Annotated in this window: 22 protein-coding genes; 6 read left to right on the top strand and 16 right to left on the bottom strand. The window is 53.2% G+C overall.

Translation table 11 applies throughout. The features are described 5' to 3' along the window. Window positions 1-173 precede the first annotated feature (173 nt). Genes IXC47_RS10125 through IXC47_RS10115 form a run of 3 tightly spaced genes read right to left on the bottom strand, consistent with a single transcriptional unit; the run spans window position 174 to window position 4526 of the window. A complete protein-coding gene (locus IXC47_RS10125) occupies window positions 174-1547 on the bottom strand; it encodes an ATP-binding protein (RefSeq protein WP_195875551.1) in 1374 nt (457 codons plus the stop codon). Further along, complete coding sequence (locus IXC47_RS10120) at window positions 1544-3733, bottom strand: DDE-type integrase/transposase/recombinase (RefSeq protein WP_195875550.1); 2190 nt, start codon at window positions 3731-3733, stop codon at window positions 1544-1546. The genes IXC47_RS10125 and IXC47_RS10120 overlap by 4 nt, the downstream gene beginning before the upstream one ends. Next, window positions 3720-4526 carry a TnsA endonuclease N-terminal domain-containing protein gene (locus IXC47_RS10115; protein WP_195875549.1) on the bottom strand — a complete coding sequence of 269 codons (807 nt, stop codon included), beginning with the start codon at window positions 4524-4526 and terminating at the stop codon, window positions 3720-3722. The genes IXC47_RS10120 and IXC47_RS10115 overlap by 14 nt, the downstream gene beginning before the upstream one ends. A 108-nt stretch (window positions 4527-4634) precedes the next feature. Between IXC47_RS10115 and IXC47_RS10110 the strand changes: the two genes are divergently transcribed. Both IXC47_RS10110 and hpxZ read left to right on the top strand, forming a co-directional pair. Next, window positions 4635-4877: a hypothetical protein gene (locus IXC47_RS10110; protein ID WP_175624617.1), complete on the top strand. Its 243-nt coding sequence runs from the start codon at window positions 4635-4637 to the stop codon at window positions 4875-4877. Between the two features lie 15 nt (window positions 4878-4892). Further along, window positions 4893-5276 (top strand): oxalurate catabolism protein HpxZ, encoded by a 384-nt coding sequence (gene hpxZ / locus IXC47_RS10105; protein ID WP_175624616.1) that lies wholly within the window; start codon window positions 4893-4895, stop codon window positions 5274-5276. A gap of 238 nt (window positions 5277-5514) precedes the next feature. Here hpxZ and IXC47_RS10100 read toward each other — a convergent pair whose 3' ends face one another. Further along, window positions 5515-7812 (bottom strand): DEAD/DEAH box helicase, encoded by a 2298-nt coding sequence (locus IXC47_RS10100; RefSeq protein ID WP_195875548.1) that lies wholly within the window; start codon window positions 7810-7812, stop codon window positions 5515-5517. Between the two features lie 319 nt (window positions 7813-8131). Here IXC47_RS10100 and IXC47_RS10095 point away from each other — a divergent pair, with 319 nt between their 5' ends. Then, window positions 8132-9712: an EAL domain-containing protein gene (locus IXC47_RS10095; RefSeq protein ID WP_230089488.1), complete on the top strand. Its 1581-nt coding sequence runs from the start codon at window positions 8132-8134 to the stop codon at window positions 9710-9712. Window positions 9713-9740: 28 nt separating this feature from the next. Here the strand turns inward: IXC47_RS10095 and IXC47_RS10090 are convergent, their stop codons facing one another. The 3 genes from IXC47_RS10090 to IXC47_RS10080 form a co-directional block, all read right to left on the bottom strand. Continuing rightward, complete coding sequence (locus IXC47_RS10090; protein WP_175624612.1) at window positions 9741-10154, bottom strand: hypothetical protein; 414 nt, start codon at window positions 10152-10154, stop codon at window positions 9741-9743. A gap of 105 nt (window positions 10155-10259) precedes the next feature. Further along, the gene (gene oxlT / locus IXC47_RS10085) at window positions 10260-11594 is read right to left on the bottom strand and encodes an oxalate/formate MFS antiporter (protein ID WP_175624611.1); all 1335 of its coding nucleotides are present in this window, start codon (window positions 11592-11594) and stop codon (window positions 10260-10262) included. Window positions 11595-12527: 933 nt separating this feature from the next. After that, on the bottom strand, window positions 12528-13235 hold the full coding sequence (locus IXC47_RS10080) for a phosphatase PAP2 family protein (protein ID WP_195875547.1): 708 nt from the start codon (window positions 13233-13235) through the stop codon (window positions 12528-12530). Between the two features lie 206 nt (window positions 13236-13441). Here IXC47_RS10080 and IXC47_RS10075 point away from each other — a divergent pair, with 206 nt between their 5' ends. Next, window positions 13442-14269 (top strand): hypothetical protein, encoded by an 828-nt coding sequence (locus IXC47_RS10075; RefSeq protein ID WP_195875546.1) that lies wholly within the window; start codon window positions 13442-13444, stop codon window positions 14267-14269. A gap of 25 nt (window positions 14270-14294) precedes the next feature. On the opposite strand, the gene IXC47_RS10070 is transcribed toward IXC47_RS10075, so the two are convergent. Continuing rightward, the gene (locus tag IXC47_RS10070; protein ID WP_195875545.1) at window positions 14295-14453 is read right to left on the bottom strand and encodes a hypothetical protein; all 159 of its coding nucleotides are present in this window, start codon (window positions 14451-14453) and stop codon (window positions 14295-14297) included. A 175-nt stretch (window positions 14454-14628) separates the two neighbouring features. On the opposite strand from IXC47_RS10070, the gene IXC47_RS10065 reads away from it, so the two are divergent. Beyond that, on the top strand, window positions 14629-14919 hold the full coding sequence (locus IXC47_RS10065; RefSeq protein WP_230089497.1) for a hypothetical protein: 291 nt from the start codon (window positions 14629-14631) through the stop codon (window positions 14917-14919). 70 nt (window positions 14920-14989) lie between these two features. Here the strand turns inward: IXC47_RS10065 and gpmA are convergent, their stop codons facing one another. After that, a complete protein-coding gene (gpmA, locus tag IXC47_RS10060; RefSeq protein WP_175624608.1) occupies window positions 14990-15712 on the bottom strand; it encodes a 2,3-diphosphoglycerate-dependent phosphoglycerate mutase in 723 nt (240 codons plus the stop codon). A 264-nt stretch (window positions 15713-15976) separates the two neighbouring features. On the opposite strand from gpmA, the gene IXC47_RS10055 reads away from it, so the two are divergent. Continuing rightward, window positions 15977-16597, top strand: coding sequence for a DUF2242 domain-containing protein (locus IXC47_RS10055; protein WP_175624607.1), 621 nt, complete (start codon window positions 15977-15979; stop codon window positions 16595-16597). Here the strand turns inward: IXC47_RS10055 and IXC47_RS10050 are convergent. The 7 genes from IXC47_RS10050 to IXC47_RS10020 all read right to left on the bottom strand — a co-directional run bounded on the left by IXC47_RS10050 (window position 16572) and on the right by IXC47_RS10020 (window position 26304). Then, entirely contained in the window at window positions 16572-17969 is a 1398-nt protein-coding gene (locus IXC47_RS10050; protein ID WP_326838393.1) for an efflux transporter outer membrane subunit, read from the bottom strand. The two genes, IXC47_RS10055 and IXC47_RS10050, sit on opposite strands and share 26 nt — an antisense overlap. A gap of 13 nt (window positions 17970-17982) precedes the next feature. Then, window positions 17983-19935, bottom strand: coding sequence for a MacB family efflux pump subunit (locus tag IXC47_RS10045; protein ID WP_195875544.1), 1953 nt, complete (start codon window positions 19933-19935; stop codon window positions 17983-17985). Beyond that, a complete protein-coding gene (locus tag IXC47_RS10040) occupies window positions 19929-21107 on the bottom strand; it encodes an efflux RND transporter periplasmic adaptor subunit (protein ID WP_175624605.1) in 1179 nt (392 codons plus the stop codon). The genes IXC47_RS10045 and IXC47_RS10040 overlap by 7 nt, the downstream gene beginning before the upstream one ends. Further along, entirely contained in the window at window positions 21107-21730 is a 624-nt protein-coding gene (locus IXC47_RS10035; RefSeq protein ID WP_175624604.1) for a hypothetical protein, read from the bottom strand. Before IXC47_RS10035 ends, IXC47_RS10040 begins: the two co-directional genes overlap by 1 nt. 110 nt (window positions 21731-21840) lie before the next feature. Next, entirely contained in the window at window positions 21841-22485 is a 645-nt protein-coding gene (locus IXC47_RS10030) for a nickel uptake transporter family protein (RefSeq protein ID WP_195875543.1), read from the bottom strand. 317 nt (window positions 22486-22802) lie between these two features. Then, window positions 22803-25184: a TonB-dependent siderophore receptor gene (locus IXC47_RS10025; protein ID WP_230089487.1), complete on the bottom strand. Its 2382-nt coding sequence runs from the start codon at window positions 25182-25184 to the stop codon at window positions 22803-22805. Between the two features lie 157 nt (window positions 25185-25341). Next, window positions 25342-26304, bottom strand: coding sequence for a FecR domain-containing protein (locus IXC47_RS10020; protein ID WP_230089486.1), 963 nt, complete (start codon window positions 26302-26304; stop codon window positions 25342-25344). Window positions 26305-26311 lie beyond the last annotated feature (7 nt).

The raw sequence follows: 26311 nt of genomic DNA, 5'->3' as shown, positions 1-26311 counted from the left end.
AAGATGCCTCCGGTGACGTGGAAGCAGGCGGCCAATCAGTTTGCCATTCTGTTCGGCGAACGCTTCACCAACGCATTGCACTAGAATTTTTTAACCGACCTTCACACACAGAATTTCTGACACTACCACTCGGAGGAAAACAGGATTCTGCCATTTAGCACCCCCTCTAGATATCACCGATCCAATGGATCCTCTACCGGTAAGAAATCATCAAATTGCTCGCTTTGAAGGCGAGCCCGAACAGCTCGTGATTTAGTTTCTGCGACTACTTGCTCCAAATCCGGTAATTCATGTCCCAACGAAATCGTATCGTCAGCACCCATTAACTTTCTCAAGGCGATATACCTTGGCCCCATCAAAAGATCATCGAACTCTCTCAAACGATTAGGATCACGGCTTCGCATTGCAGCAATTGCTGGTTGTAGGAAAGCCATATCTTTCGCAGCGGTCCGCTCCATTGTCGTAACGCTGACTACTTCACTGCCGCCAATTTCATTTCGTTGTGTGAGCGTGAAGAGCAAGGCCGCAAATGCAGTATTGCCGCCTGACAGATCGTGCCATTTGTCGCATATTTCTTCGGTGAGCTTCCCTTTTTTCTTTACATACATGTACTTCCAATAAATCTCACAGAATTGATTCCACTGTAGGTCCCCCTTCAACATCGGCGTAAGAATCGTCTCCCCGTAGGAAGTGAGCTTTCTTGTATTCCGCACGCTCTTCTCAAATATTGATTGCACTGCTGGCGTTGCAATTACTACGATACTAATGCCCAATCTTTCAACAACATCACTGAAGAAATTCAACATCAGCTCAGCTTTTTCAGACTGAGCATTGCTGAGATTTTGGACTTCATCAAAGACAATTAGTCCTACGGAAACAGCAGTAGCAACTCTGTGCATTAATTGAACCAGAGATGCGATCGTTCTCAGTTTTCTGGCTTGTTGCATGTATGTTGTGTTCAGTAAGAAATCTACTTTCTCAAAGAACTGCATACACAAACTACCCAGGGTGCCATCATGAGGTACTCGCAGCATCAAGTACGGTATTTGCATACACCGCAGAGGTTGGCCGTTGTACTCTACGTGCTCTATCACTTTCGGGTATCGCAGCAAAAAAGCTCGAGCAAATGTGGTTTTACCCATCCCACTAATCGCCATAAACAAATGCCCCTTTGCCGACGATTTCCAATCGCTTGGAAAAGGCACATCTTTTTCAAGAGAAGCAATTGCACGACGCCTTTGCACATCCTCTACGCTCAACGGATTCCTGGAAACATACGCTTCACGGATCATTGTTGATAGTGCTATTGCGGCTTTCTGATATTCGGGAAAAGGATGAACAACATCGCCGATGACAGATAGCGACATAATTCTTGCCATCTCAGATCCTTTACGATCCTCCGTCGTAGGGATTGCAGGCTTGTGTTCCAACAAGGTCAGAAAATCATCTTTTTTCTGCTCTAGCGGTGGCAAGGCTTCGATGAAAGGATTTCCCCGAAATCTAGCAACCCCAGTTTCCGTATAAGCTGCTTTGAATGCGTCGATCATCGTTTTTTCCTTGCTCTTCCGATTTTCAATAGATTCTTTTTCCGCTCAGCTTCCTCTAACTTCAACCAATCTGGCGGGTCCTCGACTACAGTTTTTTCAACAAACTCTGGCACAGTCGCCTTGCCCATCAATGCGCGTTTGATAACATCACTTTCATCGCGGCGTATCGTATTTTTTTCCTTGGATGTGAATTGATCCGAAGTGATTTTTCTAGCCACTGATTTATTCGAGGACGATGTTCGACTAGTCACTCTGGTTCGCCGACTATCATGTGCTGCCTTCGACCAAAGTAGATTACTCACCCCAGACAATGCTTGTTCTTCTTCCAAGGTAATGCCATGAATCTCTCTCATGCCACCGGCACTTAGGCAAAACAATGGCCAAGTACCACTTTTCGAACTAAACAGTATTTCTAAAGGACTGCTTGGATCAAATCTGATTTGAATTTTTTGGGATTTAATTGTTGAAGACCGACACATTTCAACTGCGGCTTCGTTGCTGGGAAGATAAAGGCGTCCTTTAAAACGAACACCCTTTCTCGATATTGTTGCATCCGCAGTTGCAAGCAGTAGCCGTTTGTAATCTTCGTCCGAAAATGGCGGCACTCGAAGACCGGTAATATTCCGTACGCCCCATAGGTACACTTCCTTCGGTACTGGATTCACTCCTGCTTGCGCCAGAAATTTCATTCTTCTCAGAGCTTGATGAGGACGATTGTTGTGATCTTTAATGATCTCAATCAACTCCCGATACACCTCGGCGAGACTGTGCACAGCTACCGTAGAGGCCGCCTTTGCTATTCTCTTTGTGATCGGATCCATCGGTCTTTCAGAGTAAGTTCCTCTGAGTGGAGATGAAGCCATTCTTCGTTTGATCTCACGAATCGTTCTTTCCACGATCGCTTTCCCATCAGGACAATAGGGAGGCAACGGCGTAACTTCAATCCGCATATCCATCACAACCGATTGTTCAAATGATCTATTGATGAAGTCCGAACCTCTGTCTGGACAAATCACAGCAGGCATTCTCCCTACCGGCCAACTACTATTTGTTACATCCACACCAAGTAAGCGGAATCTTTCATCCCTAGAGGTAAACGCCACAAGTAGGGCATATTTCACTTCTTCGTATGAAGGCGGATTTAAAGAAATGTAAGTAGACACCACATATCGACTCCAACGGTCAATTAGCAAATAGATTGTCGGTTTCCCGAGTACAACGGGATTGTCGCCAGAGGAGACTAAGAAAATACGGCCACCAGTCGAATCAATCTCGTAAAGCTCCCCAGGTCCCGTTGCATGAAGAGTCCCAGTTTTTTTTGCTTCGCGATCTCGAGTACGTAGATTTTGCGATAGCTCATCTGCCAGCTCGGAATATTTTTTAACGTGATACGAAAACTGTCTGTAAGTAACAGGTTCTATCCGCTTTCCGGCGGCCCATTCCGCGGCAATAGCAGGGTGTCGCTTTGGGAAATATTTTCTAAGATACTCATCATGAGCCTCCGTTAAAAAGGTCACCCGCTTACGAAGTAACCCTCTTAAGCAATCCAGCATGTCATTAACATCGTCCATGTTCGGAACAAATTCGTTTTGTCCGTAATGCCGTGTGATTGCTGCCTTTGGTCCTCGTCGACGCTTTATTGTTTGTTCTTCGTCTGCTTGCGCCTGTACAAAAGAGCCATCTCCCTTCGCCCTTCCTTTTGGCAGGAGCATAAATGCCGCCTTAATTCCACCGAAGAAAAAATAACGAGTTACCAATCTCCTTACTTTGAGTGGATACACTTGAAGCTCAGCCGCTCTGGCATCAATGAGAGGGCCATATCGGTCACGCGATAGATTATTTTCTTCAGAGAATGCTTGGATCAATGGCTTAATAGATTTCCACGCTGCTTGTACTTTCTCGGATCCGTCGACTTCCATTGCTTGTTCCAGTTGAGATTGAGGAATTGACAACCTACCCAATTCATATTCCCCCGTCGCCACCATGGCTTCATACTCGGTTCTAATAATTCGATTTGGTCTTAACCCTTTTTGTAGAAATACGAGATCACTGACATCTATTGCATAGATACATGTGCTAAATACGTGGGTAATCCGTAGATATTTTTCTTCACCATTGCAAGATCTCAACACCAGCCCAGGGACTGGTAGTGAATTAGCGATAACCTGAAATTCAAAAGGATTCATTTAGCTCGTTCAATACAAGTGGACGATTCAAAGCCAGCGCATGATCTAAGGACACGTTGATAAACGCTTTCCAAGCACAATACTGAAATAGCATGGTGGCGTGCGTACTATCAATTTTCATAGTTTTGGCAACTTTCTCAAGGATTTCACTCAATAAGACGTTTGCCCTATAAATCGAATAGAACACATCTATAAACAACAAGACGTCGTCGGACTGTGGAATGACACGCCCAGCGAACCAAGAGCGCATAAATCGGAGATTAGATAGAGCTGTTTTTGTGTAGTTTGTGCAGTCAGCTAACTGCCAAGAAATACCCTTGCAGCTAGCCCATCTATACTCAATGTTCAGACGTTTTCTAACTTTCGGATCCACAGCATCCTTGGGTGTCTTTATACTGACTGCCTTGTAGATCAATTCACCAGCGACTTCTTCAGTTATCATGAAATCGATAGTGAATGGTTCGGGATACTTGCCTCGGTAGGGATGCTTAACACTATATTTTCGGCACAGTGTTAATGTTTCGTCGATATCGAAGATGGGCCATTGCTCTCGAATATCTCGGATATTGGGCTTTCGCTCCAATAAGTACAGGTAGGTCGCCTCTAGTTCTGACAACACATGATGAGGCCGATCTACGATCAAGCCGGCTATGGTCCCAGATGTACCGCGAGACGGCACATCTCTTACCTTGAGCCAAGGCTGGTACTGATTCCCCTCTCCAATTCCACGGCCTTTGAGAATCCTGCTTCTCAAATATGGGTAGTAAAGTTCAGGTTTTGGCTTCCAGTACATAAATGAACCAACCTCAAATTAACAAGTATAATTGTCGTTATTAACAATAACAAATGTAAATTTAAGACGACGCATGTGCATTAAGATTTGACCGCAAGACCAACGGATATGACACAAGCAAACCCTATGGAAGATTTGATCGAACGTCTCGGCGTCCTGGAATACGCCATCCGGCAAGCAATGACCGTACGCGAAGACCAGGATGAACCGGCAGAACCACAGCACCTGGCCGAAGCCGCGCAATTTGGCATTGCCGTAGACGATGCGATGACCAAAGGTGACTTGCTGAATGCCGTACAGACTTTGCATCGCGCCAGCCAAAAGAATGCAGGCCAAGCGAACAAGCCATAAAAGGAAAGAGACACGATGGCACACGAAATCAACCTGCCGGAAATCGTTGCGGAAGTGACCGCAGCATTCCGGCGCTATGAAGCCGCACTCACCGGCAATGATGTGGCAGTGCTGGACGAATTATTCTGGAATAGCCCGCACACCCTGCGCTATGGTGCTGGCGAAAATCTGTTGGGATATGAGGCGATCAAGGCGTTCCGGCTGGCGCGACCATCGAAAGGCCTGGAACGTGAATTGGTGAATACGGTGATTACGACTTATGGTCGGGATTATGCAACCGCCAATACCGAATTCACCCGAGTGGGTGAACCGCGGATCGGAAGGCAAAGTCATACCTGGCTACGCCTGCCGGAGGGCTGGCGCATCGTGGCAGCGCATGTCTCGCTGATATCAGCATAAAGAAACAGTCGATTTACTGACGATTCGACTGACTCTTTACATAGCGTGCATAGCGTTCCTTAAGATCAAGGAAGATCTCGACCGCCAGGTACAAGCCACTGAAAATCCAGAGTGGCAGGATTAAACAACAGAGTGCGTAAAGTAAGACGTTCATCATTACCTCGCTAACATTGCCGAATGGACATAATAGCGCAGCTTTTGCGTCGTGCTTACATCCGTCACACTCTTTGCAAAAAAGCTACACCGGCTTACTACCCTTACGATGGGACTTCGGTTTGGCCGCCTCGGCAGAGCGGCTATCCAGGGTTCCAGCGCGTTTCGACGGCGCCTTGCTGTTGCGCGCCTTCTCTGCCACCCGACGGTCACCGCCTTTGTTCGGTGCCGACAGTGTGATTTTCTTGCCTGTGGTTTTTTCCGGTGCCGGCGCAACGCCGGAACGGCTCAGGCGCAGCTTGTTCGGGCCGATGGCGACCGATTTCAATTGCTCAAACACTTCGGACGGCATCCCGGCTGGCAAATCCAGCAGACTGTAATCATCAAAGATTTCAATACGGCCTATATATTTGGCTTCCAGCCCTGCTTCATTGGCAATCGCACCAACGATATTGGCAGGCTTGACGCCATGCGCATGGCCGACCTCGATACGATACGGCTCCATATCGACCGTGCCGCCTTTGCGCGGAGCACGTTCTTTCTTGGCAGGCTCTGCGGCGGCGGCGGCCGGCTCGGCGCGTTCACGGACTTCCTTGCGCGCGGTTTTTTCAACCGGGGCGGCTTCAGTACGAGCCGGTTTTTCAAATGCAGGCTTGGCGGCTCTGGCAGGTGCCGCAGGTGCTGCTGATGCGTCGCCATCACGGCTGATATTCAATTGCTGACCAGCGACCCAGACTGTTTTCAGGTGATTGAATTGATCCGGCGACAGATTCTCTGGCAAATCCAGCGTGCTGTAGTCGTCATAGATTTCAATGCGGCCTATGTATTTGGAATCCAGGCTCGCTTCATTCGCGATTGCACCGACGATATTGCCCGGTTTCACGCCATGCATATGGCCGACTTCAATGCGGAAGGTTTGCATGCCCGGATCAGGTGCGCGCGGAATGCGTTCCTTGCGTGGCGTAGCCGAGCGCTCGCTGCGCTCAAAACGTTCGCCACGCTCGAAGCGACCGCCAGACACTGGTTTGTCGTCCGACCATGAGCGTTCGCGTACTTCATTCTTTTTATCCAGCAGCAGCGGTACATCACCACGCGCCAGTTTGGCCAGCGCGGCAGCTATTTCCACTGCCGGCACATTGTGTTCACGCTCATAATCCTCGATCAGCGAATGGAATACTTCGAGACCGCCTGCAGCGATGGTGTCGGTAATCTGTTCCTTGAAGCGCGCGATACGCACATCATTCACCGCTTCCACGCTAGGCAGTTCCAGTACCGAGATCGGCTGGCGCGTCGCACGTTCGATCGCTTTCAGCAGGTTGCGCTCACGCGGTGCGATGAACAGGATGGCTTCACCACTACGACCAGCACGACCGGTACGACCGATACGGTGGGTATAGCTTTCCGGATCGTAAGGCACGTCGTAGTTGATGACGTGGCTGATGCGTTCGACGTCCAGCCCGCGTGCGGCCACATCGGTCGCAACCAGGATATCGATCTTGCCATCCTTTAATTGCTGGATGGTGCGTTCGCGTTGCTGTTGCTGGATATCGCCATTGATAGCCGCAGCCGAGAAACCGCGTGCCTGCAATTTGCTGGCAAGTTCTTCGGTACCCAGCTTGGTACGGGCAAAGATGATCATGCCGTCAAACGGTTCGGCTTCCAGAATGCGGGTCAGCGCATCCAGTTTTTGCATACCGCTGACCAGCCAGTAACGTTGGCGGATGTTGTCAGCGGTACCGGTTTTGGCCGCCACCGTGATCAGGTCAGGATCACGCAAGTAAGTGGTCGCTATCCGTTTGATGGCCGATGGCATTGTGGCGGAGAACAAAGCAGTCTGACGCGACTCGGGTGTTTTTTGCAGAATGGTTTCGACATCATCGATGAAACCCATGCGCAGCATTTCATCGGCTTCGTCCAGCACCATGGTTTTGATGCGCGACAGATCGAGCGAACCTTTTTCCAGATGGTCGATGACCCGACCCGGGGTTCCCACCACCACGTGCACACCGCGACGCAAGGCGCTGAGTTGCGCGCCATAGCTTTGACCGCCATAAATAGGCAACACGTGAAAACCGGGAATATAAGTAGCGTACCGCTGGAACGCCTCAGCCACCTGGATCGCCAGCTCACGCGTCGGCGCCAGCACCAGCGCTTGCGGCGTGCTTTGTTTGATGTCTATACGCGCCAGGATAGGCAGGGCGAAAGACGCTGTTTTACCGGTCCCGGTCTGGGCCTGCCCCAGCACATCGCGGTTATCCAGCAGCAAAGGTATGGTTGCAGCCTGGATCGGCGACGGCGACTCATAACCCAATTCCTGCAGCACGCGCAGCAGCGGCTCGCTCAGTTTCAGGTCGGAGAAAAGGGGAAAGGATGGTTCAGACATGGTTGCTCACAAGAATGTTCGTATCGCGGGGTGCGAAAAGATGCACGCAGTTTACTCTCTTGCCGCCAGTTCGCCGCGACTATGAGTGAGCATAAGCACAATCTAGGCCTCCCAAGGGAAGCAAGCAAGGTGTTTTAGCGACTTATTAGCCTCGCCTGACTATATTTTTTAACAAGATGTCACCAGCCGGGCACCTCACACTAATAATAAGCAGCGCGGCCTCTCTATATATAGATGATGCCCAGCAAACCACTCTTGACCAAAAGGAAGTACATTTGTATCGCCCGGACCTTCATATGAAGGTCGCAGCAGCACGGCCATGCAAGACGCCTATAAGGGAGACCTCTTGAGTCGCGCCAAAATCATCGTCATCGCAACCATGCTGGCTGTACTCGGTGCACTTCTGCCGATTTCTGCCACCCTCTATCTGTCCTGGCAACGCGCCAGCGATATCGAATCCGCCCGTTTGCTGACCATCGCCCAACGCGGGATAGAACGCGCGCGTATTTCACTGGGAGATGCCGAGCGGGCACTGCAAGCCGCACATCAATTGACCAGTCCGCCCTGCTCGACCACCCATATCCGGCAAATGCGCCTGATCGAAATGAATACCCGCAGCATAGAAGACATAGGGTATTTCTCGAATGGTCTTTTGAAATGCACGCCAGCCGGACTAATCCTGCGGGAAGTCAGGCAAACCCCTATCGAATTTACTACCGATAACGGGCTGGCTATCAGCACCAATATCATTCCCGAAGTAAATGGCGGCAACGGCATGATAGGCATCAGCGCCCAGGCCTATAAGGTACTGATCGATCCAGCGCGCTTCGCCGACATCATCCTGAACCCTGAAGTACAACTGGTGACGGCAACCCGTAACGGCAAGCTATTGGGTAGCCTGCATGATCCGGATCCCGAGCTGGTGCAGCAATTACTAGCGGGGAAACGCATACCGTACGCTTCGAAAGTACTGCACGACAAAGACCTGATTGCAGTCGTCATCGAACCGGATAGCGGCATCGCTGCGCAAACGGGACGCGAAATGATCGTGCTGCTGCCACTCGGATTATTGATGGCGGCCTTTATGGTCGGCCTGGTCGTCTGGGTATCGCGCAAACGTCTGTCACCGCTGGGCGAATTAAAACTGGGGGTGGATAAACACGAATTCATCGTGCACTACCAACCGCTGATAGAACTGAAAACCGGATTATGTGTGGGTGCCGAAGCACTGGTGCGCTGGCAACGGCCGGATGGCAGCATGACGCGTCCCGATTTATTTATACCGCTGGCAGAGGAAAGCGGGCTGATCCTGCCCATCACGGACCAGGTCGTTACTGAAGTAATACGGGATATGCGCCACGTGCTGCAGGCAGACCGTACGTTGCACATCGCTATTAATATCAGCGCGCAGGATATCAAGACCGGCCGCGTACTCAATGTCGTGCAAGCAGCGCTCAAGGGCACGGATATACAGCCCCAGCAAATCTGGCTGGAGGCAACCGAACGCGGCTTTATGGATATAGAGGCGGCACGTACCACGATTAATACCGCGCGCGAAATGGGGCATGCGGTCGCCATTGACGATTTTGGTACCGGTTATTCCAGCCTGTCCTATTTGCAGGGCTTACCGCTGGATACCCTCAAGATAGATAAATCTTTTATCGACACGGTCGATACCGAATCAGCGACCAGCAGCGTCACGCCTTACATCATAGAAATGGCCAAAGCCCTGAAGCTGCAAATCGTTGCTGAAGGCGTAGAAACACAAGCACAGGCAGACTATCTGCTCGCGCATGATGTGGATTTTGGTCAGGGTTGGTTGTTCTCGAAAGCGCTGACAGCGCATGAGTTTATCGCCTATTACCAGGCGAACCGTGCACAACACCAGGACCCGCATTGAGTATATGTGAGCCTGGGTTGCCAGGTACTTATTTGTTCTGGATGATTTGATAGCCGTCCCAGTTGCCCCGGGCATTGCTATCTATCTTCGCGCAAAAGCGCACCTCACCGTTGACGTCACAGGTGATGACATCGGCATTGGCACCGCTTTGCCGCAGCTTGGCGATATCTTTCGTCAACTTCGCTTTTTCTTCCCGCAAGTGCTGCAGCGAAAACGGACTCGGCACGTACATCCATAAGGCCAGGATGATCGCGGCGGGGAAGATCAGCCAGCGCGCATTACGCCCACTGACGACCGCCTTGTCTGCCTTCCCTTTGCCATCTTCAATATGCTTGCTGATCGTACCCACCGCGTCCGCCATCGCCAGACGTATCGTTTGTTCGATCTGCATACGTACTGCCAGTGGCAATTCCTGGCTGATACCGGATAAATTTTCGCTCATTGCATTCGGCCGTTCTGTCATGACACTGCTCTCATATGCGGGTCTAAAAAAATAGGCTCCCGAAGGAGCCTGAAAGTTGAGTTCTAATCTTTGCGTTAATGCGGCTTAGGCATGCGCCGGAGCGCCTCCGTTAGCAGCTTCTGCAGCTTTCTCCTTCTTCAAGAGATCCGCGGAGAAGGCCACGTGTTTCTTGAGAGTTGGGCGCAATGCAACAACTGCGAGGATAGCTGCGGTCAGATCCATACATGCAACGGTGTACAGAACGGTGGACCATGTGCCGGTTGCTTCCATCATCAGGTTACCAACTGGTACGAACAGAGCACCGATACCTTTTGCGGTGTACAGCACGCCGTAGATCTTACCGATGTGTTTGGTACCGAACGCGTCACCAGCCAGAGCCGAGAACAGCGAGTAGACTTCACCCCATGCCAGGAACACGACGCCGGACAAGATCAAGAATGCCCATGGGTTGTGACCGAAGTAGCCCAAAGCGATGATACCGAAGCCTTCGAGTGTGAACGCGATCACCATGGTTTTTTCACGACCGATGTTGTCCGAGATCCAGCCGAACAATGGACGGGAAATACCGTTCATGATTCGATCGAGCATCAGTGCCAGCGGCAATGCGGCCATCACGAAGAAGTACATATCGACTTCAAATTCTTTAACGCCCAAATCTTGTGCGATAACGCCCAGTTGCGCCACAGCCATCATACCGCCGGTAACTACGCAGATGAACATGAAGAACATGAGCCAGAACAGTTTGGTGTTCAGCGCTTCTTTCAGGGTGTAGTCACGTGCAGCTTGTACCAGTTTGGCAGACGCACTAACTTCGCCTTTAGCTGGGGAGCGCAGGAACCATGCTGCCAGGAAAGCCAGCGAACCTTGCAAGATACCGAAGAACAGGAATGTTTCTTGGAAACCCGATGTTTTGATCATCGCTGCGATCGGCAAGATCGTTGCAGCGGAACCAGCACCGTAACCACCAGCGGTCAAGCCAACTGCCAGACCACGACGGTCCGGGAACCATTTCAACGCGTTGTTGATACATGTTGCGTAGATCGAACCTACACCGACACCACCCAACGCTGCACCGACGTAGAAGCCCATCAGGGTTGTCGCTTGCGAGTTGATGACCCAAGCCAGACCGATGAAGATCGCGCCGAACGCTACCATCAGACGTGGGCCGAGTTTATCGATGAAGTAACCTTCGATAGGTGCGAGCCAGGTTTGAACCAGGACGAAAATCGTAAATGCAATTTGAATCTCAGCACGGGCCCAACCGAATGTGCCTTGAATTTCCGGTACGAACAATGTCCATGCGTACTGGATGTTAGCTGTAGCGATCATACATACGACACCTACTACGAGCTGGAGCCAGCGCGTCGCGTTCGATGTACCGGATGCGCCACCCGATATTTGTTGTGTTGCTGTTGTCATTTCTCTTCCTCGTGTTCATCGCAGTTTTGAGCCGGGGCCAAAACCAAACAATGATTAATAGTTAATGCGTTCGCGTGCAGCTTGATCGCAAAGACATCCTCAAGTTGTATTTGCAAGGCGGTCATAAATGAACCGGTCGTATGCCGTTCCGCCTTTTGCCTTGGAGATCCGGGTGGGATCGCTAGAGCAGCGACTTAATCTGGTTTTCGCCCAACTCAGACAAAAAAAGCATTTTTTGCGCTGTCCCGTAGGTCTGCTTACGGGTCGCTTTCAAGTCATCCCTGAGCGAAATTTTTTTGCCTCGCGGCAAAGTGATTTCGTGATCCGGTTACTCAAAAAATTCCTGCAACATGCCGCCGGAACCGCTTTAAAACCTGTTTTTTTCATCTCACGATAGGGTGAAGCTAGCGTTAAGATTTCGTGACGATACGCACTCGGACTTTTGCGAACAATACGTAGTTATACTTAGCCAAACTACGTACTTACCCTTAAAAAATCACGTTTTTTACCCCTCTGTTGCGTCGCAATGAATGGCTGATATTCACCAAATTTATATGACGAATCAGCCGGAAGACCGCACCGTTTATAGCTAAAAACGTAGGGTGGTTTTTTTCACGGGATCAAAATTTTTTTGTAAATCGAGGCCAGTATCGAAACACATTTGCTGCGTCGCAGCATGCAAATATTTTTCGATTATTTCACAAATAAGTTATTAATTTAGAAATGCTTTTCAGCTTCGCAGTTGCCGCTTTAAAACAGCCGTCAACAAACGGAGGCTCAAACATCATGCAAACGATATATACAGTCAGATATGACGATAAACAGCCAGGAATTGCCCGCAGTTGATCCGGCGGCAAGCGCGATGAGCACGTATTTAAGGGTGTTTTTGCGGAAAAGATGCCCGGCGTCATGCACGACGCCGGGTGTAAGGACTTATTGCAGTTCCAACGCCGCACGCAATTCGGCGCGCGCCGCCGCATAGTCTTGCTGGAAGGCTGGATTTTGCTGTATCAGCACAGCGATCAACGTCGCCAGTCGCTGCCCTGCAGCTATATCACTCGGGTAATGCACACCGCCCATGACGCGATGCTCCCCGAATTCCCGCGCACGCGTAAAGATCCGTTCGCTCTTTTCCGGCACCATATCCGCCAATACGATGGCGGCCAGGAAGCTGAAAGTAGCGTGCCCACTTGGATAGGAACCGCTCGCAGAGTACCTGGCTACCGGCCGTATACGCGTGTCAAACACTGGCGGACGCACACGTCGCCACTTCTTCTTGCCTTGCTTCTCCATCGCATTGCCGGTCTCATGCAAGGTGTCAAACAAACGCGTCGTCAGCGGTAAACGATCGCGCTGGAATTTATTACCCATCACGTCAGCAAAGCGGAAAACACTTTGCTCATGATCCTGCGCAGCCTGCCGAGCTTGCTCAGGCGTACGTTGCTCCTGCATCAGCAGCATGGCGTCAATCTCGCGTCGGGTCGCCGCCGCATCAGGCGGCGGACCAAGAAAGCGTGTGCTGTCTATCTGCGTTGGCTCCAGATAGATCCAGCTGTCCGTTTCCGTCGCCGATCCTTGCGCCCAACCGGCGGCGCACCAACACAACAAGGCCAGACCACCCAACTTGCGGATGAAATACATATATGTCTCCTTCTCTATCAGGAATCCAGCTGCGCCATGATTACGTGTATTTGCCCCGGCGCAAACGTAACATTTACATAACTTTCATTCATATTTGCAAGGGAAACGCCCCATCATTACCAATAACGAATTTATTGAGCGCAGATCAGTCGAACAAAATTCCATAGCGCAGTCATAATGACGACAGTTTCCATTTGCAGTAGAACATGAAGTTCCCATCCATTCTGACCCATATGCGTGCCCGCCCCGCCATAGGCTTAGGGCTCTCACTGCTGATACATGCGCTGATCCTGCTGTTTGCGCTGGATCAGGCCAAGGTGCGCGTAGCGGAATCAGGTGAATCGCCGACAGCGCCGCTGGAAGTCAGCCTGATTACACAGGCACCGGCTCCCAAGCCAGCTCCCAAGGCGGAAACGCCACCGGAACCCGAGCAAAAGAAAATCGAGAAATCGAATCCGGCACCACGCCAACAAAAATCTGCTTCGCGGAAAAAGACCGAACCTATACGCCAGGCTGACAAAGGTACACCACCGCCAGTCGCGCCCAAAACTACCAGCAAGGAAGCACTGCCACCAGACATGAGCGACATGCTGGCCGCTGCACGCGAACGACGTCGTGCCGCCGGGATTATCGAACCCGATGCAAAGCCAGTGGAAGATGATAATGCGATCGCACGTGCCAACATCGCCGAGATGGTGCAGCGTCAATCGCGCGGCCGCAATGAATCCGGCGGCGTGTTCCAGATTACCTTCAAGGGTGTGCGCACGGCAGAGTTCCTGTTCCGCGGTTGGGACTTGCGCCGCAAAACCAATTCACGCCAGTTGATACAGGTGGACGCAGGGCCGGGTGGCGATATCGAAACCGCCATCGTGCGCCGGATGATAGATCTGATACGTCTATATGAAAAAGAAGACTTCAACTGGAACTCACCACGTCTGGGTCGCGTGGTGGTGCTGTCGGCGCGCCTGCGCGACAGTACGGAACTGGAAGAATTCCTGAAGCGCGATTTCTTCGAAGAACAGCGTCGCCGTTAATCAACGATTGTTGGCAACATGCGTATCAACGCTGGCGTTGTCGCCACAAAGTCACGGCAACCATCACGGTAGTCGTCATCAAAATAGTCACCACACTCATCGCCATCCCCTGCCCGACCGAACCTTGCCCGAATTGCCGCCAGATAAACAGCGACGTCGCCTGGATGCCAGTTGGTGCCAGCAAACATTTGCTTACACTTCAGTCGCAATTCCTGTCATCGCCAGTTTTGGAAGTCACGTTTATGTACACGTAGCTACGTAGAATCCTCTACTGCTTACTAGACACAACAAACAACACTTAAGGAAAAATCATGTCGAATGCGATGCGTAAAACTCTGTCCCTGATTGGTGTAGTCGGCATGCTGGCAGCGGTAAGTACACAGTCATTTGCGGCAACCGAATTTCAGAAAGAACATCCACGTCGTGCCGAAGTGAACCAGCGCCTGGACAAGCAGGACAAGCGCATACACCAGGAAGTGAAAGAAGGAAAAATGTCCAAGCCAGAGGCAAAGAAGCTACACAAGGAAGATCATCAGATACGCAAGGAAGAGCGAGCCATGGCCAGCCAGAATGGCGGGCACATCACCAAGCTGGAACAAAAGACCCTGAACCAGCAAGAGAATGGTGTGAGCAAACAAATAGGGAAGTAATCAGCCACATGCCATGCAGGCTGTGGCATGCGCCCAATAAAAAAGCCGACCCAGGGTCGGCTTTTTTAAATCAAAGTATCGCGGATGAACCCGGATGTGGGATATCGGTCATCGATTTTCTTTCCAGCACACGCAGATCGGTATCCAGTTTATAAACCAGCGGTACGCTGTTCGGTACATCGAAGCGTGCCACTTCTTCGTCCGGCATATCTTCCAGCAACTTGACCAATGCGCGCTGGCTATTGCCATGCGAAGAAATAATGACATCTTTGCCTTGCTTCAGTACCGGCGCGATGGTTTCGTTCCACACTACCCGAACACGCTCCACCGTATCGTGCAGCGATTCACCCAGCGGCAATTCAGCACGCGGCACGTCCTTGTATCGCGCCTGCTGTTGCGGTGCACGGGCATCCGTACTCTCCATCAGGGGCGGGCGGCTATCGAAGCCGCGACGCCAGGCCCAGACCTGCTCTTCACCAAAGCGCTCTATCATTTCCGCACGGCTATGGCCGGTCAGTGCGCCGTAATGACGTTCATTCAGACGCCAGTGACTGATGACCGGCGTAAACATCGCATCCATTTCATCCAGGATCAGCCATTGTGAACGTATGGTGCGTTTCAGCATGGAAGTAATCGCGAGGTCGAAACGGAAACCAGCCCGGGCCAGCGCGCGTCCGGCGCAACGTGCCTGCTCTATGCCATTCGCGGTCAGGTCGATATCTGCCCAGCCGGTAAAACGGTTTTCCCTGTTCCACTGTGACTCGCCATGGCGAACAATCACCAGATTACCCATTACTTTTTCTCATATCGAAGCAACAAAGCATGAAGATTAACTGAGATTCGACTTGGCTGGAGCATCCACCCCATTTTTCATTCGACTTAAAAACAGGGAAAATAGCCGGACAGCATCACGGCAAATGTGAAGAAAGTCCGCAAAATGACTATTTAGAAAGCAAACACCGGGCTTTTTGCGGAAAATAGAAGGAATTTTTCACGGCAACAAGAGTCAATCAACAGCGCATGGACCGCTATGCGCTTATTTTGGAGAATTTAGTTTATGCAATTCAGCTCCCGCATCCTGTTGTCAGCACTGATGCTGGCAACGATAGCCGGTTGCGCAGGGCCCAAGCCTGTTGCCTATCAAACGGAAAAATTCGACACAACTGAAATTTATGCACGCCGCTTCACGGTTTCATCCGAAGTGGCATGTGAGGCGGTGCGTCGCACCTTGTTGAGCCAGGGCTATGTGATCAGCGCGTACACCACCACGCAAATCGATGCGCGCAAGAGTTTCCAGCCGGAGAATGACGTGCATGTACAAATCGCGTTCCGCGTCGTATGCACCACCGACAATGCGGATGGCAACCTGACCTCGGTGTTTGCGAATGCGCTGGAAGATCGTTATGCGCTGAAGAAGATCAATAACTCGGCCAGTGTCGGCGTAGGCGCGCTGGGCTCCTTGTCGCTGCCGTTTTCATCGAGCGATGATTCTCTGGTCAAAGTCGCCAGCACCACCATCGCATCAGAGAAATTCTATTCCCGCTTCTTCCAGCTGGTAGAGCGCTACCTGACGAATGAGGCAGCGCCTGCACCGGAAGCGCTGGAAATGCCGGACGAGCATTTACGCCCGCCCTTCAAAACACGTGCCGTACCTATCCCTGCGGCTCCGCAACAGTAGACTGCCAACCACCACCAAGTGCCTTGTATAAGCTGACCGATGCCTGCAAACGTAGCGTACGCAACTGTGCTGCTGCATCCTGTGCAGCATACAAGGTGCGCTGCGCATCCAGCAAAGTCAGCGAAGTTTCCGCACCCGCACGATAGCGTGACTCGGCCAGATTAAACGCACGCTGTGCCTGGCGCAGCTCTTCTTCTTGCGCAACACGTTGTGCATCTATACCTGCCACCGCATTCAATGCAGTCTCGACATCACCGAAGGCCGCAACGATGGCACGACGATAGTTCGCCAATAACTCTTCCCTTTGCGCTACTGCCAGATCACGTCCTGCTGCCAATCTTCCGGCATTAAAGATAGGCGCAGCCAGACCAGCGGCCAGGCTATACACCGGATTATCAAATACGCTGCTGACCCGGTTGCTGGCAGCCGTCATGTCGCCACCCAGGGTAATCCGCGGCAGCATCGCCGCGCGTGCTGCGATGACATTCGCATCCGCGCGCGCCAGTTGCGCTTCAGCCCGTGCGATATCCGGGCGACGCGTCAGTAATTCAGCAGGCAAGCCCGCGCCTGTAGTTGGCGCCTGCAAACCTTTCAAATCAGTCGCAGCCAGGCTTAATAAAGATGGATTACGTCCGAGCAGAACGGCCAGTGTGGTCTGGCTGTCTTCCGCTTGCTGACGGATCGCCGCACGCGCGCGCATCTGAGCTGCCAGTACGCCACGCTGCTGCGCCAGTTCCAGCGGATTGGCCGCACCGGCACGTGCGCGCGACTCAATCACATCCAGCAAGCGCTGCGCACTCGCCACACTGAGATCGGCTATCGCTGCCCGTTCCCGCAAACCCATGGTCTGCAACCAGGCCGAAGCCACACCGGCAGTCACTGTCAGGTATACCGTGTCGCGATCAAATTCTGCTGCCCGCAAATCAGCACGCGCACTGTCACGCAAGGCGCGATTGCGCCCCCAGAAATCCAGTTCATAACTGGCCGTTAATCCAGCCTGGTACACAGTGCCGCTAGGCGTGCCATTGCCATCACCGCCGAAGCGACCATTACGCGTCGCACCAAGGTTGCCATTCAGTTCCGGCAGCAAGGCAGCACCTGCAATAGTGGCGGTTGCCCGCGCTTGCCTGACCCGTGCGACTGCCGCCGCCAGATCATAGCTTTGCGCTTGTGCGGTTTCGAGCAAGCTATCCAGCTCACTGCTACCAAAGCTGCGCCACCAGTCGCGCGTCACGGCAGTGGGCAGCATGCTGCCCTGCTGTGCCTGACGCCATTGCGGGGCAACTTCCGGCGCCAATGTTTCCTGCGTACCCTGGCTCGCACAACCGGCGAGCAGCAAGGCAGCAGAAAGTCCTGTCCATATCTTCATCATTTTCTTAGTCCGCTTATTCAGAAGCCAAAGCGATCACAGGATCCAGCCCGGCCGCTTTCTTCGCTGGCATATAGCCGAAAATCAAACCGGTCGCGACTGCACAGGCGAAGGCACCGATGATGGCCGACAGCGAAAAAATCACTGCCACATTCCAGAACAACAGTGCCGCCCCTATAAACAAACCAGAGGCCACGCCGATGACGCCGCCGACCACCGACACCAGCACCGCTTCCGTCAGGAATTGACGCAAGATGTCGCGCTCGCGCGCACCGGTCGCCATGCGTATGCCGATTTCGCGGGTGCGCTCACGCACCGTCATCAGCATCACATTCATCACGCCTATGCCACCAACGATCAGCGAGACGGCCGCGATCAGGCCCAGCATCATCTTCATCGCATTGCTGGTTTGTGCCGCTGCCTGCAATTTTGCTGCAGCGTTTCCGATACGGAAGTCATCGCGCCCGCGCCGTTCTATCAACAGCTTTTTCATCGCGGCTTCCGCTTTCCCAACCAATTCCTCCGATGCCGCTTCCACCACCGTGTAATCAGGTTCGGCGCGCGCATCGTAGACGCGCATGCGTCCGGAGTTGTACGGGATGAAGACCATTTCATCGTAATCCTGCGAGCCTGAATCCGCGCCACGTTCAGCCATCACGCCTATTACTTCAAACGGTGCATCGACGATCAGGATTTGCTTGCCAAGAGGGTCGCTGCCATCCGGGAAGAAATTTTTCCATGCCTTGTGGCCGATGACCACGACCGGAGCCAGCTGCTCATCTTCTTCGGGGGTGAAGAAGCGTCCCTTGCCGACGCGCCAGCGATGCACCAAAGGCATCACATAAGCACTGGCGAATGCGTAAACCTGGCGATCGACATTACCGCGACGCACGGTAACCGGATCACCGATGATAGGCATGACATGACCGATTTCCGGCAGTGCAGCTACTGCATCCAGATCTTCTATCGTCAGACGTCCCGGCGGCCCGCCATTCGACGGATGACCACTCCCGAGGTACATGATGGTGGTACCCAGCGAACCCATCTCATCGATGACGCGTTGCTTGGCACCTTCACCTACCGCCAGCATCACGATCACCGAAGCGACGCCAATCACGATGCCGAGCAGGGTCAGGCCGGTGCGCGTGCGGTTCATGCGCATACCACGCCATGCGGTACGCGCCGCTTCGCGCAAATCATCCCAGAATGAAGCACCGGCATCGCGTCCGGCTTGTGTCATATCCGGTGCAGGCAAAGCTTGTTTGATGGCCGACACGCCAGAGTCGCCGACGATTTCGCCATCACGTATTTCTATGACGCGTCGTGCCTGGTCCGCCACATCGCGATCATGTGTAATCAGGATGATGGTATGTCCTGCATCAGCCAGTTCATTCAGCAACGCCATCACTTCCGCGCCACTCTTGCTGTCCAGCGCTCCGGTCGGTTCATCGGCAAGGATGATGCGACCACCATTCATCAGTGCACGCGCGATCGAGACGCGTTGTTGCTGGCCACCCGATAACTGGCTCGGCCGGTTATCCAGCTTGTCGCTCAGGCCTAGACGCGTCAACAGTGCGGATGCGCGCGCGGCACGCTCATCTTCCGGCATCCCGGCGTAGATAGCAGGCACTTCGACGTTCTCGCGTGCCGATTCGGTTGCTATCAGGTGATAACCCTGGAATACGAAACCAAACGCTTCACGACGCAACCACGCCAACTCATCACTATCCAGCGTCGCCACATCGCGCCCGCTAAACAGATAGCTGCCCGAGCTGGGCCGGTCCAGACAGCCCAGCAAATGCATCAGTGTCGACTTGCCGGAGCCCGATGCACCGACGATCGCCACGAACTCACCGGCGTGTATCTTCAGCGATAAACCATGCAGTACTTCTACCGCCGGCGCATCGCCATTTCCTCCGTATTGCTTGCGTATTTCCCGCAGCTCAATCAGCGGCGCGTCTGTTACCACTGAAACCTCCGTGTCTTGGTCTGTGCCACGACCTCACCGGTAATCAGTTGCTCGCCTTCTTTCAAACCTTCGACCACTTGCGCCGCCAGCCTGTCGCTGACACCGGTACGCACTTCTCGCGTTTGCGGTTTGTCGTCGCTGCCTAATATGCGCGCGGTATAGATCTGCGGCTTGTGCTCTACCGCCTGCAAGGCATTCAGCGGCGCCACCAGCACATCACGCGCCGAAGCCGTGATGAAGGAAACCTGCGCGGTCATTTGCGGCAGCAGTTCGGCATCCTTGTTATCCACATCAAACAAGACGGTGTACTGCACCACTTTGCTGACCGGGGTCTGGTTAGGATTGCTTTGCGTCGCCGGAGCAGCCGGAGGTGCCGGCAAGACCTGACGTACTTGTCCATTCCAGCGACGACGGTCGCCCGCCAGCGTCGTGAAGTAGGCCGCCTGGCCTGCTTTGACACGGCGGATATCTGCTTCCGACACTGTGGTCCATACCGTCATTTCCGACAGATCAGCGATGCGCATCAGTGTCGGCGTCTGATAAGTTGCATTCAGGGTCTGACCTTCTTTTGCATCAATACCGATGACGGTGCCACCCATAGGCGCATAAATCCGCGTGTAACCCAGACGGGCTTCGTCCGCCTTCAGGCTGGATTGGGTCTGTACGATGCGCGCCTGGGTCTGGGCGATGCGTGCCACCGCAGCCGCCAGATTGGCTTCTGCCGTCTGCACATCTTCCAGTCGGGTCGATTCATCCTTGTGCATTTGTTGCTGGCGTTCGTGCTGCTGCGCGCTCAGCTTATGTTGTGCCTTTTGTTCCGCCAGCTGCGCCTGTAACTCGGTTTGTTGTGCGCGGCCAGCATCCACCGTCGCCTGCAACACGCTGGCATCGATCTCCGCCAGCAATTGGCCTTTCTTCACGACATCGCCGGGCTGCACATGTAGCTTCAATACCTGGCCAGATACCTGGGCACCAACATCAACCGAACTCATGGGCTGCAGCGTACCGATGGCCGTCACCGTCGCTTCAATATTGCCGCGCGCTACCGGTGCGACTTCGTACTGCGCGTCACCACGATTACCGGACCACAAACCGATGGCTGCCAACGCAGCGACCAGCACCACCAGACCCACTGTCTTTTGCTTGCGGGTAAAGCTCTTGCGCGTATTCATTATTTCTTGACCTCAAATGTCAGCGTTGCTGTGTGACGCACGTCATCATATTTTTTGCCATCCAAAGTAACGGTACCGTTTACCCGCGCTGTCACTTCCAGCAGGTAGCGCGCAGGAAATACTGCGTTCAGCGTCACCGTGCCGTCCTTGCCCGGCTTCAGTACCCGGTGCCAGCCTTCGGAAGTCTCTACGTTGACTTGCGACGCTGCGACGGTATTGCCTTTCCATACCAGCTTGAAGGTATTGCCATTGGCTTCTGTCGGCACCAACTCCAGATCATTAACCGCTTTGGTTTCGCTGCGCCCATTCTTGGCCTGGAAGTAATTCAGCACGCCCTTTTCACCGATACGCGTCGCTGCCAGACGCAAATCGCCGTTCGCCGGTGCAGCGATATTCAGGCGCTCGGCTTCTGCCGACCATGGCAGGTCCTTGCCATCGGCCATGAAAGCACGTGCTGCGCTGATGCTCGCTGGCGATCCTTTTACCGCTTCGAACTCACCGATATAGGCATGTGCGGTACCGGCCGTATCGCGCTCCAGCCAGACGTAGTCAGCATGCGCAGCAGCGCTGGTCAGAAACAAGCTGGTAGCCAGCAAAGCAAAAGGAGAAAAGGAAATGCGCATAAAACCTCGTAAAAAACATCCCGCACCATGTCGCGGGAAAAGAAACCAGTCACCACAAGACTAATCGGGGCGCAGCATGCTGCGCCCCTGGATATCACTACTATTGCAACTTACTTGTTAACGAAACTCAGGGTCGTCGTGTACGAAATTTTTTGTACTTTGTCGCCTGCGACTTCGAGGTCACCCTTTTGTTCATGGTTGCTCATCAGGATGTAACGGCCCTTACCTTGCAGCGGAACCTGAACGCGGCCTTCCTTGTCGGTGGTGAAACCCTTGACCCATTGTTCCGGATTGATGACGCTGACCTTTTTATTCGCAACAGGCTCGCCTTTGAAGGTCAATGTGAAGACATTGCCATTGGCTTTAACCGGCACCAATTCAAAATCCAGCGCGGCCGCGGTTTCAGTGCGACCGGCACGCGAATTGAAGACGGCGGCTTGCATCTGACCGTCCTTGTTTTTCCATGGCTTCCAGACCTGGTCAGCGATCAGGCGCACATCGCCGCTACCGCTTACCGCTGCTTCCAGATATTCATTTTTGGTAGTGAGCTTGGCCAGCTGCTTGCTGTCCTTGCCAAATACCTGGGTAGTCGCTGCCAGCTTGGCGACATCGTCACCGTGATCGCGCTCACCATCGACATCGCCGACATAGACTTTGGCCGGGCCGGAAGCATCACGCTCTACCCAGACCTGGTGGGCACTGGCCGCAACAGCAAACGATGACAGCAACATGGTGACGAGTGTTTTCTTGATCATGTGATTACCCTTTATGTAATAAAAAATTAAACAGCCTTGCGAAAAATCAGCTACGCGCTTGTTATCCGGCTTTGCAAGCGTTAACGAAAACACGCAGCAAAAAACGCCCGCAACCCAGCCCGCCGCCACAAACTGGCAGCGAAAGCAGTGGAAAACAGGCAAAACCGGACATACACATCAAAACATCCACCATCAGACAGGACTGGAAAATCTCCACTCCTTACTTACTATGACCAACGAGATTGAAAAAAGGGCCACCCGAAGTGCGATCTGGCACTCCGGGTGGCTGTGCTGCATGCTGCAAATGCGCGCCAGGCTTAGAAGCGCATGTCCAGTCCCACCCGCAGATTGCGCGGCGCACCGTAATAAGCTCCACCGGTCGTGGTGTAATACGATTTATCGAAAGCGTTATAAAGATTGGCCGTCAGCGTCAATTGTTTGGAAATCTGATAACGCGCCATCAGATCGACGACCGAATATGCTTCCTGGGTAAAACGGGATCTTTTGCCAACGGGTCCCTGGTTATCGCTGTAAATCTCACTTTGCCAACGCACACCGCCACCGACCGTCAGGCCATCGCCGAAACCGGCCAGGCGATAAGTCGTGAAGAGCTTGAAGGTGTTTTGCGGGATATTGGTATTGAGCGGCATGTTGTTACGGTCAGAGGTCATGCTGCGCGCATAAGCGATCGAGCCCTGCCAGTTGCGCGCCAGCTCACCACCCAACTCAACTTCATAGCCACGGGTGGAAGTGCCGGAAACCGCGCGGTAGGCTTGCGATCCGTCCGGCGCAAAGACGCCTGGAATGGAAACGCCGAGATTGTCTTGCTGGATTTTAAATATGGCGAGACCAAGGTTCAGGCGCTTGTCGAAGAATTCACCTTTCGCACCGATTTCATAACTTTTACCCAGCAGTGGATCAAGAAATTCGCCGGTAGGCGTCTTATTGCTTTGCGGCTTGAAGATGTCGGTGTAGCTGGCATAGCCAGACCAATTCTTATTGAAGTCGTACACCAGCCCAGCATAAGGCGTCACCTTATTGTTTTCATAGGGACTGATTTTGACGGTCGACTGCACACGCTCCCAGTTGGTAATACGCGCACCGACTATGACAGACAAGGCATCGGTAGGTTTAAAGCGTGCGGTTGAGTACGCGCTGCTCATGCTTTCCTTGTCCTGGTAACTGCCCTGTACGCTGGTGTTCGGATTGCCTGGCGTATTCCCATCCCAGGTATAGACATTTGGAACCGGCAACACATTCCAGCCGCCATAGGTAGGCGCGTCCACAGTCGTACGCGCGATCGTCGTACCGATGACCAAATCATGTTTGCGACCCAGCCAATTAAACGGCCCGCTGGCGTACAGATCCAGGCTGTTCTGCGTCGGGTTACCAACCCAGCGGCTGGCGTACAAAGTAGCTCCGGCACCAGTTGCCTTATTCGGAAAGCCAACCACCATGTAGCCCAGCAATTCATCGTAATCAACCTTACCTTGGCTCAGGGTTCCCTTGACCAGCCATTCGTTATCGAATTGATGCTCGATGGAGGCAAAGATGGCCTGGCTGTGACGCTTGGAATAAGCCCACGAGGCGGCAGCGGAATCGGAACGCGCCCAGCTGGTACGCGAGCCATCATCGAAATAAGCCGGACGCCCACTGCGCGAATGGCCGGTGGCATCGTGGTTTTGCAGCGTCACACCAAAAGTGGCCAGGGTCGAAGGGCTGAGATCAGCCTCGAGTATGCCGTAGAGGATTTCCTTCTTTTCGTGCAGGCGATCTATATAGGAATCGTTTTCCTGATAAGCCGCCACTACGCGTCCGCGCAAGGTACGCGCTTCATTCAGCGGAGCCGAGATATCGGCTTCTGCCCGATAGTAGTTCCATGATCCGGCTTCCACTTTTGCCGAAGCCTGGAATTGTGCCGTTGGACGCTTGCGCATCAGGTTAATCGTTGCGCTGGGTGAACCCACACCATTCATCAGGCCGGTCGCACCACGCACCACCTCCACCCGGTCATAAAGCGCCATGTCATTGCTCTGGAATACCGAGCTATAGCCGGAAAAAACCTGCCCCACGCCATCGACCTGATAATTTTCCACCGCAAAACCGCGCGCATAGATAGGGCTCGAATCCGATCCGGCATTGCCGCTTTGTGCAATCACCAGGCCCGGCGTCTGCGCTACTACATCAGACAATTGCGACAAACCCTGGTCATCCATGCGCTGACGCGTAATGACGCTGACCGATTGCGGCGTTTCGCGTATAGATAGATTCAGACGCGTGGCAGTACTGGCGGAACCCGTGGTGTAGGAACCTGTACCTTCAGTGGTTGCTGTTTGCACTGCAGTGACCTGCACTTCCGGCAAAGTCGAGCTCTCACGCGGTGCACTGGCACCCGTCGCTATTTTCCCCAGCGTATAACTGCCATCGGTACGCTGCACCAGCTCCAGGCCACTACCACTCAACAGCTTGCGTAAGCCTTCACGTCCGGAATATGTGCCGGACAAGGCCGGACTCGTCAGCCCTTCGGTCAATGCGGGATCAAACGAAAGTGCAATACCGGCTTGCGCGGCGAAGCTGGACAAATTACGTCCCAATGGGCCGGACGCCAGGTTGTATGGACGAGCAGCAACTGCGTCCAGCGTATCGGCCGCATGTGCAACTGGAATCAAGGCAGAAACACTGGCGAGTGCCATACTCATAAGCGCTATCCGGATAGCGTGGTTTAAACGGCGCTCAACAAGGCGCGGACATGCAGATGACATGAAATTGAATTCCTTTTCAACGATAGAGAATGTGTTCTTCAATCTCTCTGCCAGTTGAAGAAGAAAAAAGTATCAGCACCTGCAAAATATTTATTCAGCGTGCTACCAAAGTGATCCAGTGGCCGCGCAAGCGCGTTTGCGCATCGACCGGATAAGTGGATACCAGCATGGCCAGCGCCTTGTCCGTATCACGCAGGGGGAAAGCACCGGATACCCGGACTTGCGCAACCGCCGGATCAACGTGGACTATGCCGCTGCGGTAGCGACTCAGTTCAGCGGCAAAATCAGCCAGCCGCATGCGGTCTGCCACCAGCATGCCCTCAGTCCACGCTACGACGACATTGTCTGCCGCGGTAATTTCACCTATCGCATTTTTGGTAAATGTCACTTGCTCGCCTGCATGCAGCACCTGCTGTTGCAGCGCATTTTGATTCGGTGTGATTTTGACCGCGCCTTCCAGCACGGCTAAATGGGTAGTCTCGTCATACACCCGCACGCTGAAACGTGTGCCGAGCGCTTCCATCAGCCCCTGCGTAGTGCTGACACTAAACGGACGATAGTTAGCCGTCGCTTCACGTGCCGTCTGGATCAGGATTTCGCCGCTGCGCAAATTGATATTGCGTTGCGTGGAATTGAAATGAACATTGAAAGCGGTTGCCGTATTCAGCGTCACTACACTGTTATCCGCCAGATGCATGACACGCTGTTCACCGACTGCGGTACGGCAATCCGTTATCCAGTCCTGCGCAGCTATCACTTTCCAGATGCCCCAGCTTGCGGGTGCCAGCGCAAGTATGGCTGCCAGCCTGGTAATTGCAGCACGACGTCCTGCTGCTGGCTCACGATTCAATGCAGGCATCGCCAATGCAGACGGCAAGCCACCCAGTTTATTCAATAGCAATTGCGCACGCGCCCAGGCACGGGTGTGCTCGGGGCTGCGCTTGCTCCAGCGCTCACAGGCACGACGTTCTTCGTCGGTCGCACCAGCGCCGAGTAGCATCAGCCAGTCCGCTGCTTCATCCAGGATGAGCGGATCTATCGCCTCCGGTCTGCGCATGACACCC

The organism is Herminiimonas contaminans, from assembly GCF_015645465.1.
Taxonomy (GTDB): Bacteria; Pseudomonadota; Gammaproteobacteria; order Burkholderiales; family Burkholderiaceae_D; genus Oxalicibacterium; species Oxalicibacterium contaminans.
Note: the sequence above shows the minus strand (reverse complement) of the source record. Positions and strands in the feature narration are given on the sequence as shown.

What these genes read in the sequence shown, in the direction of transcription:
- IXC47_RS10125 (WP_195875551.1), bottom strand. Translation starts at nt 1,547, where the DNA reads ATGATCGACGCATTCAAAGCAGCTTATACGGAAACTGGGGTTGCTAGA.
- IXC47_RS10025 (WP_230089487.1), bottom strand. Translation starts at nt 25,184, where the DNA reads ATGAGTATGGCACTCGCCAGTGTTTCTGCCTTGATTCCAGTTGCACAT.
- IXC47_RS10115 (WP_195875549.1), bottom strand. Translation starts at nt 4,526, where the DNA reads ATGTACTGGAAGCCAAAACCTGAACTTTACTACCCATATTTGAGAAGC.
- IXC47_RS10040 (WP_175624605.1), bottom strand. Translation starts at nt 21,107, where the DNA reads ATGAATACGCGCAAGAGCTTTACCCGCAAGCAAAAGACAGTGGGTCTG.
- IXC47_RS10090 (WP_175624612.1), bottom strand. Translation starts at nt 10,154, where the DNA reads ATGAGCGAAAATTTATCCGGTATCAGCCAGGAATTGCCACTGGCAGTA.
- IXC47_RS10065 (WP_230089497.1), top strand. Translation starts at nt 14,629, where the DNA reads ATGCTGGCAGCGGTAAGTACACAGTCATTTGCGGCAACCGAATTTCAG.
- IXC47_RS10095 (WP_230089488.1), top strand. Translation starts at nt 8,132, where the DNA reads ATGCAAGACGCCTATAAGGGAGACCTCTTGAGTCGCGCCAAAATCATC.
- IXC47_RS10035 (WP_175624604.1), bottom strand. Translation starts at nt 21,730, where the DNA reads ATGCGCATTTCCTTTTCTCCTTTTGCTTTGCTGGCTACCAGCTTGTTT.
- gpmA (WP_175624608.1), bottom strand. Translation starts at nt 15,712, where the DNA reads ATGGGTAATCTGGTGATTGTTCGCCATGGCGAGTCACAGTGGAACAGG.
- IXC47_RS10075 (WP_195875546.1), top strand. Translation starts at nt 13,442, where the DNA reads ATGAAGTTCCCATCCATTCTGACCCATATGCGTGCCCGCCCCGCCATA.
- IXC47_RS10100 (WP_195875548.1), bottom strand. Translation starts at nt 7,812, where the DNA reads ATGTCTGAACCATCCTTTCCCCTTTTCTCCGACCTGAAACTGAGCGAG.
- hpxZ (WP_175624616.1), top strand. Translation starts at nt 4,893, where the DNA reads ATGGCACACGAAATCAACCTGCCGGAAATCGTTGCGGAAGTGACCGCA.
- IXC47_RS10080 (WP_195875547.1), bottom strand. Translation starts at nt 13,235, where the DNA reads ATGTATTTCATCCGCAAGTTGGGTGGTCTGGCCTTGTTGTGTTGGTGC.
- IXC47_RS10110 (WP_175624617.1), top strand. Translation starts at nt 4,635, where the DNA reads ATGACACAAGCAAACCCTATGGAAGATTTGATCGAACGTCTCGGCGTC.
- IXC47_RS10055 (WP_175624607.1), top strand. Translation starts at nt 15,977, where the DNA reads ATGCAATTCAGCTCCCGCATCCTGTTGTCAGCACTGATGCTGGCAACG.
- IXC47_RS10020 (WP_230089486.1), bottom strand. Translation starts at nt 26,304, where the DNA reads ATGCGCAGACCGGAGGCGATAGATCCGCTCATCCTGGATGAAGCAGCG.
- IXC47_RS10120 (WP_195875550.1), bottom strand. Translation starts at nt 3,733, where the DNA reads ATGAATCCTTTTGAATTTCAGGTTATCGCTAATTCACTACCAGTCCCT.
- oxlT (WP_175624611.1), bottom strand. Translation starts at nt 11,594, where the DNA reads ATGACAACAGCAACACAACAAATATCGGGTGGCGCATCCGGTACATCG.
- IXC47_RS10030 (WP_195875543.1), bottom strand. Translation starts at nt 22,485, where the DNA reads ATGATCAAGAAAACACTCGTCACCATGTTGCTGTCATCGTTTGCTGTT.
- IXC47_RS10050 (WP_326838393.1), bottom strand. Translation starts at nt 17,969, where the DNA reads ATGATGAAGATATGGACAGGACTTTCTGCTGCCTTGCTGCTCGCCGGT.